This is a genomic window from Mesorhizobium sp. P2_E10, from assembly GCF_056404235.1.
Window position 1 is genome coordinate 56,181 of record NZ_JBFUEK010000015.1, and the last position, 12,310, is coordinate 68,490.

General features: G+C 62.6%; 11 protein-coding genes and 2 pseudogenes. 8 read left to right on the top strand and 5 right to left on the bottom strand.

All coding sequences use genetic code 11. From position 1 onward, the window contains the following. Positions 1-9: 9 nt before the first annotated feature. From AC1D0N_RS26830 to AC1D0N_RS26850, 5 genes are all read right to left on the bottom strand, one after another. Positions 10-708: an AIM24 family protein gene (locus AC1D0N_RS26830; RefSeq protein ID WP_477249010.1), complete on the bottom strand. Its 699-nt coding sequence runs from the start codon at positions 706-708 to the stop codon at positions 10-12. A gap of 124 nt (positions 709-832) precedes the next feature. Next, a complete protein-coding gene (locus AC1D0N_RS26835) occupies positions 833-1,321 on the bottom strand; it encodes an N-acetyltransferase family protein (protein ID WP_477249012.1) in 489 nt (162 codons plus the stop codon). A gap of 4 nt (positions 1,322-1,325) precedes the next feature. After that, a complete protein-coding gene (gene gatB, locus AC1D0N_RS26840) occupies positions 1,326-2,825 on the bottom strand; it encodes an Asp-tRNA(Asn)/Glu-tRNA(Gln) amidotransferase subunit GatB (RefSeq protein ID WP_477249014.1) in 1,500 nt (499 codons plus the stop codon). Between the two features lie 159 nt (positions 2,826-2,984). Then, positions 2,985-3,416 (bottom strand): CBS domain-containing protein, encoded by a 432-nt coding sequence (locus AC1D0N_RS26845; protein ID WP_477249016.1) that lies wholly within the window; start codon positions 3,414-3,416, stop codon positions 2,985-2,987. 102 nt (positions 3,417-3,518) lie between these two features. Continuing rightward, the gene (locus AC1D0N_RS26850) at positions 3,519-4,262 is read right to left on the bottom strand and encodes a rhomboid family intramembrane serine protease (RefSeq protein ID WP_477249018.1); all 744 of its coding nucleotides are present in this window, start codon (positions 4,260-4,262) and stop codon (positions 3,519-3,521) included. 402 nt (positions 4,263-4,664) lie between these two features. Between AC1D0N_RS26850 and AC1D0N_RS26855 the strand changes: the two are divergent. From AC1D0N_RS26855 to AC1D0N_RS26890, 8 genes and pseudogenes are all read left to right on the top strand, one after another. Next, positions 4,665-6,072 (top strand): annotated as a pseudogene (locus tag AC1D0N_RS26855) (sugar ABC transporter ATP-binding protein). After that, positions 6,069-7,080 (top strand): annotated as a pseudogene (locus AC1D0N_RS26860) (ABC transporter permease). The pseudogenes AC1D0N_RS26855 and AC1D0N_RS26860 overlap by 4 nt, the downstream one beginning before the upstream one ends. Positions 7,081-7,309: 229 nt before the next feature. After that, the gene (locus AC1D0N_RS26865; protein ID WP_477249020.1) at positions 7,310-8,392 is read left to right on the top strand and encodes a WD40/YVTN/BNR-like repeat-containing protein; all 1,083 of its coding nucleotides are present in this window, start codon (positions 7,310-7,312) and stop codon (positions 8,390-8,392) included. Between the two features lie 5 nt (positions 8,393-8,397). Further along, a complete protein-coding gene (locus AC1D0N_RS26870) occupies positions 8,398-8,691 on the top strand; it encodes a MoaD/ThiS family protein (RefSeq protein ID WP_477249022.1) in 294 nt (97 codons plus the stop codon). Positions 8,692-9,216: 525 nt separating this feature from the next. Further along, positions 9,217-9,855, top strand: a complete 639-nt coding sequence (locus AC1D0N_RS26875; RefSeq protein ID WP_477249024.1) for a PAS domain-containing protein — start codon at positions 9,217-9,219, stop codon at positions 9,853-9,855. A gap of 117 nt (positions 9,856-9,972) precedes the next feature. Then, entirely contained in the window at positions 9,973-10,590 is a 618-nt protein-coding gene (locus AC1D0N_RS26880; RefSeq protein WP_477249105.1) for a PilZ domain-containing protein, read from the top strand. Between the two features lie 283 nt (positions 10,591-10,873). Then, positions 10,874-11,482, top strand: coding sequence for a transglutaminase-like cysteine peptidase (locus AC1D0N_RS26885; protein ID WP_477249026.1), 609 nt, complete (start codon positions 10,874-10,876; stop codon positions 11,480-11,482). 256 nt (positions 11,483-11,738) lie between these two features. Then, positions 11,739-12,299 (top strand): ankyrin repeat domain-containing protein, encoded by a 561-nt coding sequence (locus AC1D0N_RS26890; RefSeq protein ID WP_477249028.1) that lies wholly within the window; start codon positions 11,739-11,741, stop codon positions 12,297-12,299. The last annotated feature ends 11 nt before the right edge of the window (positions 12,300-12,310 follow it).

Here is a 12,310-nt window from a genome sequence, read left to right on the forward strand (position 1 = left end):
CCGCGGAGCCTATTCCTCGGTTGGCATGTGCAGATACATCGACTGAATGCCGACCCGGCCCGGTCCGGTGAAGCGATTGACGATGAAATTCATGTTGGCGCCGAAAAACCCACTGGAAAGCCGGTCGATCTTGGTCTCCATCTTCACCGACACGTCCTTGAACAGCCAGCCGCCGGGCTCGATGTCGATGGTTTCGCCGGCGCCGAGCGTTTTCTCGAAGACGTTGCCATAGCCGTGCAGCCAGACGATGCCGTCGCCGGAATCGCCACGAAACCGGTCGATGAAGAAGCCGCTCTGGCCAAACAGCATCGTCGCCAGGCCGCGCACGCGTTCGAACGTGTAATCGACATTGCCGGTCGCCGCGAGAAACTGGTGCTCGCGCACCTGGACCTCCTCGCCGTGCCGAAGATGAATCGGCACGATATGGCCCGGCCCATCGCGGCTGAAGGCAATGATGCCAGCTCCCGACGCCTCGGTGACAAAAATCTGCATGCCGGCCATCATCCGCTTCAGCGCGCCTTTGAGCGACTTCAGACCGATCGTGATGGTGGAGTTCTTCCACAGCAGAATGTGATGCTCGAAATAGACCGGCATTCGCGTCACATCGACCGAAAGCACCGGCACCAGTTCGCCCGCAATATGATAGGTGACGCCACCAAAGGTTTCGTCCGACACTTCTGTCGGCATCAGTTCCGGCAAGCTTGGCATGAAATCCCCCTCGCGCCGTCGCGTCCCATCTCGTCATGCGGGTACGGATCGGCGAAGGCAGCCTTCATCGTCCAGGGGACGCAATCAAATCAAAAACACGCGATGGCCCGAGCGATCCGGAAGCCTATCCGATGGCCTTCTCGAGGATCAGCGCCGGCAGCCCGGAACTGCCGCCGCAATCGGCCGTCTTGCCAGCGGGCAGAAATCCTTGCGAACGATAGAAGGCGATGGCCGCTGCGTTTGCTTCTTCCACCTCAAGGCGCAGCTTTTGCGCCTCCGGAAAGCTGGCCTCGACCTCTTCCAGCAATGCTTGGCCAATGCCTTGCCGCTGGCAGTCGGGATGGACATAGAGCTGGTTCAACAGGACGATCTTCGTATCCGTGGTGGCAGCCGCAAAAGCCATGCCGCCAATGCGCTTGCCGTCGTCAGCCACGAGGAATTCGGAATTCGGCCGAACCAGCCGCGCCTTGAGCGCGGCGATCGAATGCCATTCATCGGTGATTTCGGCGACCCGCTCGACGCCGTAAATCACATCGTAAGTGGCGTGCCATGTCTCGACCAGCAGCGTGCGAATGGCAGCCAGATCGCGTTCCCCGGCGCTGCGGACGAACATCACCCTACTCGATGCCGAGCTTGGCCTTGACCAGATCGTTGACCGCCTGCGGGTTGGCCTTGCCGCCCGTGGCCTTCATCACCTGGCCGACGAACCAGCCGGCCATGGTCGGTTTGGCGCGCGCCTGCTCGACCTTGTCGGGATTGGCGGCGATAACCTCGTCGACAGCCTTCTCGATGGCGCCGGTGTCGGTGACCTGCTTCATGCCACGGCTTTCGACCAGCGCGCGCGGGTCGCCGCCCTCGTTCCAGACGATTTCGAACAGATCCTTGGCGATCTTGCCGGAGATGGTGCCTTCCTTGATCAGGTCGATGACCGCACCCAGCTGATCGGGTGTGACAGGAGCATTTTCAATGTCCTTGCCGGCCTTGTTCAGCTGGCCGAGCAGATCGTTGATGACCCAGTTGGCGGCAAGCTTGCCGTCACGCCCCGCTGCGACTTTTTCGAAATAGTCGGCGATCGGCTTTTCCGAAACCAGGATCGAGGCGTCGTAGACCGACAGGCCGAGCGAGGAGATCAGCCGCGCCTTCTTGTCATCGGGAAGTTCCGGCAGGTTCTTCGCCAGCGCATCGACATAGGCCTGGTCGAATTCCAGCGGTAAAAGGTCAGGATCCGGGAAATAGCGGTAGTCATGCGCCTCTTCCTTGGAACGCATGGAGCGCGTCTCGCCCTTGACGGCATCGAACAGCCGCGTTTCCTGGTCGATCTTGCCGCCATCCTCGAGAATGGCGATCTGCCGGCGCGCCTCGTATTCGATCGCCTGGCCGATGAAGCGGATCGAGTTGACGTTCTTGATCTCGCAGCGCGTGCCGAATTCACCGCCGGGCTTGCGCACCGAGACATTGACGTCGGCGCGCATCGAGCCTTCGTCCATATTGCCGTCACAGGTGCCGAGATAGCGCACGATGGTGCGCAGCTTGGTCACATAGGCCTTGGCCTCATCGGCCGAGCGCATGTCGGGCTTCGACACGATCTCCATCAGCGCCACGCCGGAGCGGTTGAGATCGACATAGGACATGGTCGGATGCTGGTCGTGCATCGACTTGCCGGCATCCTGCTCCAGATGCAGGCGCTCGATACCGACCTCGATGTCCTCGAACTCGCCCTGCCGGTCCGGCCCGACGGAGACGATGACCGTGCCCTCGCCGACGATCGGCTGCTTGAACTGCGAGATCTGATAGCCCTGCGGCAGATCGGGATAGAAGTAGTTTTTCCGGTCGAACACCGACTTGTGGTTGATCTGCGCCTTCAGCCCAAGGCCGGTGCGGATCGCCTGCTTGACGCATTCCTCATTGATGACGGGCAGCATGCCCGGCATTGCCGCGTCGACCAGGCTGACATTGGCGTTGGGCGCGGCACCGAAGGCCGTCGAGGCGCCCGAAAACAGCTTAGCCTCGGAAGTGACCTGCGCGTGCACTTCGAGGCCGATGATGATCTCCCAGTCGCCTGTGGCGCCCGGGATCAGGCGTTTGGCGTCGGGCGTGCGGGTATCGATGAGGGTCATGGCGGCCTGCGAATTGGAACTACGGCATATGCGCGAGCGCATATTTGGTGTGCAACTTCGCTAGTGCAAACCGCCAAAAGAGACAAGCGCCCAAAACATAGACGCAAGGCCGCAGGCCGGCCTTTTCAGCCGCTTGCCTCGAATTCTGGTTTCTCTCGCTCAAGCCGTGGCGATATAGGCTCGGATCTCGTCGGCCTCGCGCTCGACATCCTCGATGCGACGCTTGACCACGTCGCCGATGGAGATGATGCCGTCGAGCAACCCGTTCTTTTCAACCGGCAGATGGCGGAAACGGCCCTTGGTCATGATCTCCATGACCTCATTGACGGTGTGGTTCTCGTTGCAGATCTTCACCTTCGGCGTCATTGCCGAGCGCACGGCGATATCGAGGGCGGCAGCACCTTCCTTGGCGACGACCCGCACGATGTCGCGCTCGGAAAGAATGCCGACGATCTTGTGATCGCCATTGGTGATGACCAGCGCACCGATCTTGTGGTCGGCGAGCATACGAATGGCCTCGCTCAGCTTTTCGTTTGGCCCGAGCGTCAACACGTCGTGGCCTTTTTTCTCGAGAATTGCCTTAACGGTCATGGCGTCCTCCTCAATTTTTTGCTCGCCGGTTCCTGCCCTGGCCGGCTTTCACGTTCTGGTGAACATCGTGCGCCGTGATCGGTCGCATTTCAAGTGCGATGGTCACTGCTCGTGCTCGTGAACCTCCTGCTGTCGCCGATCGAAAAGACGCAGACCGAAGAAGCCGGCGACAAAGCCGCCAATATGCGCTTCCCAGGCGATCTGGCTGTCGACGCCGGGGGCGCCGAACAGGCCGGTGGCGAGATTGATGATCATCCACATGGCGAGGAAGGTCATGACGCTGCGCGAGCGCAGCACGGCTGATATCGACAGCGGCGCACCGGCAAAGGCGGCTTTGCCGGATGAACGGTCGATGCTGAAGCCAAAGCGCGCCGCGGCCCCCATCATGCCTGAAATCGCGCCCGAGGCGCCGACCAGCGGCGCCTGGCCGAGCGGATGCACAGCCCAGAACAGCACCACCGCCGCCAATCCGGTGGCGGCGAAGAACAGCGAAAACCAAAGCGTGCCAAAACGGTTCGCCAGCGGCGAGCCGAAAGCCGCCAGCCACACCATGTTGATGCCCAGATGCGCAAAACCGCCATGCAGGAAAGCATAGGTGAACGGGCTCGAAAACGCATAGAAATCAAGGTCGAACTGGCCGGAATAGCGGATCGGAATGAAGGCCGCGCGCACAAGCAGCGCATAGTCCTGCTCGTCGGTGAGCCCATAGACACGGATCAGGTGAACGATGGCGCAGACGCCGATCACCGCCAGCACCACGGGCGGCAGGTTGAACACCGGCTCGCGGCGCGGCTCCGGAGCAGGTTCCGCCAGCTCGGTTTCCGATGGGCTTACAGGTTCGCTCATACGCCTTGCACTCAGTTCGGGGATTGGACGTCGCGAGCTTTAGAGCAAGGAGGCTCAACTTGGAACAATTCAGTTTCCCGAGAGCCAATGCCCGGCAGGGGTCGCCGGTCATTTGCTAAAAACCAGGCAGGCAACAAGGCGGAAATGCTCCCGGAGTTGAAAAACTCGCAACCAGAGTTCTCGGAAGCGATGAGGCCGGTCCTAGAATGCAGCCGACCGATGTGTTCGTCGATGCCAATGGCATCGTCTACTCGCCGGGTTACGATGCCAAGCTGGCGATCATGGAGTATGAGAGAAGCGATTCCCGTCCACTCCCTTGCGCCGCTTGGCCAGGGAAACCCTGGCCGAACCCTTTCCCAACCTGTAACCGGCTGAAGCCACTTGTCCCTCCCCAGCTCTTCCATCACCGTCTCGGTTGCCGGGATCGAAAAATCCTTTGGGCCGACACGCGCGCTCGCCGGCGCCGATCTTGCCGTGGCGGCTGGCGAGGTCGTGGCGCTGATGGGCGCCAACGGCGCCGGCAAATCGACACTGGTGAAAATCCTTTCGGGTTCGCATACGCCCGACGCCGGGACGATCACGCTGAACGGCAGGGCCGCCACCTTCGCCTCGCCGAGCGCCGCCAAGGCGGCCGGCATCGCCACCGTGCACCAGGCGACCGACCAGGCAGGTGCTGCCGGCCTGACAGTTGCCGAGAACCTTTTGCTCGATGAACTTTGCGGCAGCACCGGGCGCCCGGCCGAACGCCAATTGATCGCCATCGCACGCGCTGTCGCGGCCAAGGCCTCCGTCCTGATCCTCGACGAGCCGACATCGAGCCTGTCGACCACGGAAGCCGACCGGCTGTTCGCCATCATCCGCCGGCTGCGCTCGACCGGCATGGCAATCCTCTACATCTCGCATCGGCTTGGCGACCTTGCCGCGATCGCCGACCGTGCCGTCGTCATGAGCGGCGGCCGCATCGTCGGTGCGTTTGCCAGGCCGATCGATTTCCCGGCCGCCGTTGCCACAATGATTGGCCGGACACTGGAAGCTGTCGTCCATGGCGGCAAGATCTCGACCGCGCCGGTCATCGCGTCCATCAAGGGCGCACAACTGATTGCAGGTGCGCGATCCTTTGACCTCGAGCTCCGCTCCGGCGAAGTCGTGGCCATCACCGGCACCCTCGGTTCGGGCAAGAGCCGGCTGCTGCGGCGCTGTTCGGCCTCGAAACATTGGCGCAAGGCAGCGTCGTGCTCGACGGCAAGCCGTGGCTTTCGAGCGGGCCGGCGCAATCGATCGAAAGCGGCGTGTTCATGGTCGCCGAGGATCGCTGGCAATCGTCGCTGCTGCCGCCCGAAATTCCCGGCGCCTCGATTCCGGCACCATCGCCCTGCCGCATCTGAAGCGCTGGTTTCCAGGCGGGCTGCTGCGAGAGAAGCGGGAGCGCAAGGTCGCCGTCGAGGCGATCGCCCGGCTCGGCATCAAGGCGCGCAGCCCCGACGACACGCTCGACGAGCTTTCCGGCGGCAACCAGCAGAAGGTCGTGCTCGCCCGCTGGCAGGCGGCACCGTGCCGGCTGCTGCTGCTCGACGAGCCGTTCCAGGGCGTCGATGTCGGCGCTCGCGCCGATCTGATCGCCGCGATACGCAGCAGCCAGAGCGGTTCGGCCACGCTGATCGCCACCAGCGACACCGAAGAGGCGCTGGAAGTTGGGGACCGCATCCTCGTCATGCGCAACCATTCACTTCATGAGGCCGCAGACGGCCATGGCTCGCTGACCGACCAGATCGGCAAGGTCGAGAGCGAAGAAGCCGGAGACCATCGATGACCGACCAGACGACAGCGCAGGCCGCGCCGCGCGCATCGCTTTTCCGCGAGATACGCCGCTATGCCCTGTTCGTGCTGCTGGCCCTGCTGGTCGTCGGCTTCTGGCATGTGCAGCCCGCCTTCATCCGCTCGGCCAATCTGTTCTCGATCCTGCAGGCGGTTTCGGTTGTGGCGATCCTCGGCGTCGGGGTTTCGATCACCATGGCGGCAGACGGCTTCGATCTCGGTTGGCAGCATCGCCGCATCGTCGGTGATGGCGGCAAGCTATGCCATGGTCGTCTGGCAATTGAACGCGACCGAGACCATGGTGCTGGTCTTGTTGATGGGCGCCTTCATCGGCCTCGCCAACGGGCTGTTGATCGTGCGCGTCGGCGTCGCCGATCTTCTCGCCACGCTGGCGACAATGTTCCTGCTCGCCGGCGTGCAACTGATCCCGACCGGCGGCCGCTCGATCACCGCCGGCATGGTGCTTCCCGACGGCTCATCGGCTCCTGGTGCTTACGATCCGGCTTTCCTGGTCCTCGGCCGTTCCAGGCTTTTCGACACGATTCCCCTGTCTGTCGTGGTCATGGCCGTCGTCGCCGTTCTCGCCTGGTTCCTGATGGAACGCACGCGCTGGGGGCGCGTCTTCTACGCCATCGGCGGCAATGAAACGGCCGCGCATCTTTCCGGCGCACCGACCAAGGCATACCGGCTCTGGGCCTATGTCCTGTCAGGCACGCTGGCTTCACTGGGAGGGCTGATTGTCGCCTCGCGTGTCGGCCGCGGCGACGTGTCGGCGGGCAATTCGTTGCTGCTCGACGCAGTCGCCGCGTCGCTGATCGGCTTTGCCGTTCTCGACAAGCGCCGCCCGCATGTGATCGGCACGGTGGTCGGCGCGATTTTCGTCGGCGTGCTGCTCAACGGCCTTACCATGCTGAACGCGCCCTATTACACGCAGGACTTCGTCAAAGGCGTCGTGCTGGTTGGCGCGCTGGCGCTGACTTTCGGCCTGGGCAAGAAGCGGTAACTCGAGCAATCCGGAAAAGTGCGTAGCGGTATTCCGCCCGGATCGCGCTCCAGCGCGGCGTCAGGCGATGACAGCACAGATCGCGTTGCCCTCGATGGCAGAGCCTGGGCGGCGACATATCTTCTCATCTTGGCCTCGACGGGTTTAGACTGCAAAAAATTCCTGACCCTTGTCGGCCAGGCCCACGCTCCGCCGTCCTTGATGAAAGGCATACAATCGGGAGGAGAAAATGCCGGAAAAAGTCCTGGTCCTCATCGGCACGAAAAAAGGCGCCTTCATCGCCGAGAGCGATGGCAAGCGCGGGTCGTGGAAGCTGCGGGGTCCGTTCTGCGAGCACTGGCCGATGAACCATGTCGTCGGCGACGCCGCGACCGGCACGATCTACGGCGCCGGCGGCAACGAATGGTTCGGTCCCGCGGTCTGGAAATCGAACGACCTTGGCGAAACCTGGACGCATTCCAGCGAAGGCTTGTCCTATGAGGCTGGCGAGGAGCCGATCAAGGCGGTGTGGAGCCTCGCCAGGCGCAACGGCAGCCTCTATGCCGGCGTGCAGCCGGCCGGCCTGTTTCGCTCCGACGACGACGGCGCCACCTGGAGCCACATCGAGGGCCTGCAGCATCACCCCAGCCGCAAGGACTGGAACCCGGGTGGCGCCGGTCTCATCCTCCATTCGATCGTCACGCACCCTAGAGACGAGGAGCAGATCTGGGTGGGCATCTCGTCCGCAGGCGTGTTCTACACCTGGGACGGCGGCAAGACGTGGGAGCCGCGCAACCGGGGCACCCGCGCAGACTTCCTGCCTGAAGGACAAAACTATCCAGAGTTCGGCCAGTGCGTGCACTGCCTGGTGATGGCACCCGGCAAGCCCGATCGGCTCTACCAGCAGAACCATTGCGGCATGTACCGCTCCGACGACGGCGGCAAGAACTGGCAGAGCATCGAGAAGGGCCTTCCCTCGACCTTCGGTTTTCCTGCGGCCACGCATCCGCGCGACGCCGACACGCTCTTCCTCCTGCCGCTCAACGGCGACAGTGCCGGCCGCTACGTGCCGGACGCGAAGGCGGCTGTCTGGAAGACGCAGGATGCGGGCGCCACCTGGTTGGACGAGCGCAAGGGCCTGCCGCAGGAGAACTGCTATGCGGGCGTGTTGCGGCAGGCCATGGCGACCGATAGCCTCGAGCCGGCCGGCGTCTACTTCGGCACCAGCGGCGGCTCGCTTTTCGCCAGTGCCAACGAAGGCGAAAACTGGTCGGAGATCGCTCAGCATCTGCCCACGATCCTGTCCGTCGAGGCGATGGTGGTGAGCGGGTAGGGCAAATGCCGAACGACACCGCCAGCAGCGTATCCCTCGTCGTCGCCCGGCTCCCGGGCGTGCTCATGGACCTGTTTCCCGGCGCGCCGCGCCGGGTCGAATTGCCGGCCTCGACCGTGAGGGAAATGATCGACGGGCTGGACGCTCTCTGGCCCGGCATGCGGGACCGCATGTGCGATTCCCGCCCGGCGATCCGCCGCCATATGAACGTCTTCGTCGATGGCGAGAAGGCAACCCTGGAAACCAGGCTCGCGCCCGGCACCGAGGTTTTTATCCTGACGGCGATCAGCGGCGGCTAGGCCAGGGAAGAAAAGTAGCCCGAGCCTCCCGCCCCCCTCGGCGTAAGCGAGGGAGGGGAGAAAAAAGGTCAGTTTGACGGGATCCAGCTTGCCGTCGCTGCGTCACTCTGGCCGAAAGCCGGAAGCTTGGCGTCGAGATCTTCGATCGTCTTGATGCGCGCCATTGGCAAATGTCGCTGTTAACTGGCCGCAGCGCGCCTCGATCGCGAATCATCGAGCGCGAATCAAAAAGAAGCCGTCCAAGGTTTCCCTTGAACGGCTGGTCGAGCCCCCTGCTCCCCTAAAACTCTCAACTGAAGTGCTGCCGATCGTCGCGAAACGACCGCTTCTGGAGTGGTTTTTATGTGCCACACACCCTGCCTGCGGGCAACGTAAACCACTTGTTAACCTTAACGGCCCCGACCCGTGAACAAGTGTTAACGCTGCTGGCACGCATCCTGCGACGCACCGCATGTAGGTCATCGGAGAGCGCCCTTTCTGTTCCCCGATGGGACACCAGAAGACAGAATGCGCGGAGCTGCTAGCATGAAACAGAACGGGTCGATCACACTGTTCCAATATTGGAACAGGCTGCGTGATGGGCGCTCTGCCCCGAAGCGTTCGGAAGTAGAGCCCGCTGATATCAAATCGCTGTTGGCCGACACCTTTATCCTGGAAAGGGATACCCGAGGTGAAGCCGTGTTTCGGCTTGCCGGCACCCGGCTTTGCGCCGTCTACGGGCGCGAACTCAAGGGCTTTTCCTTTCCCTCGCTGTGGCGCCAGAAGGACCAGCGGCTTGTCTCCAAGTTGTTCCATGGCGTTCTCGAGCAGAAATCCGTGGTGCTCATCACCTATGAGGGCCTCAGCCAAAACGGCCGTTCCAACCGCTTCGAACTGCTTGCCTTGCCGCTCGACGGCGGGATCGAAAATCCGCGCTGCCTGGGCGTGATCAGCGCCGTCGAAAAGCCCTTCTGGCTGGGGGCGGACCCGATCACCGACGCATTGATCGACGCGATCCGCGTCATCGATCCGGACAAGGACCCGATGTTCCTGAAAAACCGGCCGGAGATCGCCGTTCCCTCGCTTGTGCCGTCCGAATTCGACCCGCCGGAAACGATTTCGGCACTTGGCCGGGCGCGCCGCATCCGCCACCTGGTCGTGTTCGACGGCGGGCGCGAAGAATAACCCCAAATCTTAAAGCAGTGCGGCCGGCTTTTCCCCTTTGTTAACCTGCTTTCCTGTAGTTTTGCGGGTGAAGTTCCTCGCATCGGCGCGCAGGAATGCCAACGGGGTGTAGGCATGATGAGGTCAGCGGCGGTCGAGTCCGCGCCGTCCCGAGCCGAAAGGCGTAACTTTCAGCGCGTCCGTGTGAAGATCTACGGGCGCTTCATGCTGGAGGACCGCACCGAGCATCCGTGCCAGGTGATTGACATGTCGCCGGGCAATGTCGCGCTTCGCACCGATCGCGTCGGCATGCCGGGCGAAAAAGTCATTGCCTATATCGATCATATCGGCCGCATCGAGGGCGTGGTGACGCGCACCTCGCAGGACGGCTTTGCGATGACCGTCATCGCCTCGGACCGCAAGAAGGACAAGCTTGCCGCGCAGCTGACCTGGCTTGCCAACAAGCATGAACTCGATCTTCCAGAAGATCGCCGTCACGAACGCGTGGCGCCGCGTAACCCGACCAGCGTGCTTCAGCTCACCGACGGGCGCCAGTATCAGTGCCGCATCATCGACCTGTCGCTGTCGGGCGCTGCCATTGAGATCGACGTCAAGCCGGCGATCGGCATCCAGGTCATGCTGGGAACCATGCGCGGCCAGGTGGTGCGCCATTTCGAGGATGGCGTCGCCATCGAATTCGCCGTCATCCAGCGACCCGAAACACTCGATTCCGAATTCAACGCCCCGCGCTCCTGAGGCAGCGACATAGCGATCCAGCGAACCGGCCATTTCGGCCGGTTTTTTGTTGACCGGACATCCCGCCAAAGCCTGCCGTCGGCTCCAGCAATCCACACTCACCAGCGCCGTATCGGCGGCGGCGCGGGCACCCGGCTTGGTTAGAAATACCTGAAGAATTTTATACTCAAATAGCTCAAATTTTACGTTTATTCTACTGAGGTTTTACTCAAAATCTACTTCGGGTTTTTGCGTCAAATAAATCCACCCCTGTCATGGTCTTCTCAAACGGGGAGACTGAACAATGAACAAGACGAGGGGCAAGCTGTTGCTTATGGCAATAGCGATGCAGCTTTCCGCTTGGGGAACAGCGGAAGCGGCGCAACCAGCCTTCATGCACACTGGCGGCCGCACCACGCAGCCGGTCGGCCACTATGAGTTCTGCCAGAAGCTTCCGCAGGAATGCACCGAGCGGACGCCGAAGCAGGCGCCGGTCGAACTGACCCGCAAGCTGTGGGCGACGATCGTCAACATCAACAATTCGGTCAACACCCGGATCATCCCGCGCACCGACATGGAGCAGTGGGGCAAGGAAGAGGTCTGGTCCTATCCCGACAATGGCTTCGGCGATTGCGAGGACTATGCGCTGGAGAAGCGCCGCGAGTTGATGAGCGCCGGGGTCCCCGCCGGTAATCTGCTGATGACGGTGGCGCGCCAGCCGAATGGCGACGGCCATGCGGTGCTCACCGTTCGCACCAGCCTCGGCGAGTTCATTCTCGACAACCTGGAACCCAGGGTGCTGTCCTGGACCGACACCGACTACACCTACCTGAAGCGCCAATCGGACCAGAATTCGGGCGTTTGGGTGACGATCAACGACGGCCGCGCCGACGCAGTCGCCAGCGTCCGCTAGCACGCCAATGCAGAGGTCAAGCACGCCGCATAATGCGACGTGCCTAACGAGGAAGCCCGGTCGAGTCCCCACCCTCCCCGTCCCCAACGACCGGGTTTTAAGGAGCCGGCCCCGTCCCCGGGCCGGCTCCACCATTTCTGGCGGATGGCAGCGGTGCATCTAAGACGAGCACTGCCAGGAGTATCCGAAGACGCCTTTCCACGCGCGGGAGATCGAGGCACTATAGACCGTCAGTTTCGCCTTCTGGATCACCGCCATGTTGGAAATCCCGGAAGATCGATGTGAGCGCCATCGGCTGTACAAGGCCATCGACGATGCGTTCAAGGCCGGCGACTTCGAAGCCCTCGGCGCGGCCTTGGGCGGCTCGCCGCGCTGGTTCGAGGAACGCATGCCGTTCGAACTCGGCCTTGGCCATCCCATGGAATATGCCATCTACTGGAGCCCCGTCGGCTTCATCTCGACCTTGCTGGGTGCGGGCTCGGATCCGAACTATCAGGATCACGGCGGGTTTCCGGCGATCATCGCGGCGTTGTCGACCGACCGGGCAGACAGGCTGGAAATCGTCCGGGTGTTGATCGATGGCGGCGCCGATCCCAACATGCGGGGCGTGAACGACTGGACGCCGCTGCACTATGCAGTGGCCATCCGTAGTGTCGATGCAATCCGCCTGCTTTTGGCGGCCGGCGCCGACGCGACGCTCGAAACCCGCATCGATCACTATACGACGGCCCTCGAAGAAGCCGACAATGCCGGCTTTGAAGCCGGCGCTTCATTGCTGCGCGATGCATTGGCCGGGCGCGGCCCCGACAGAAGGTGAGTTGGGCGCAA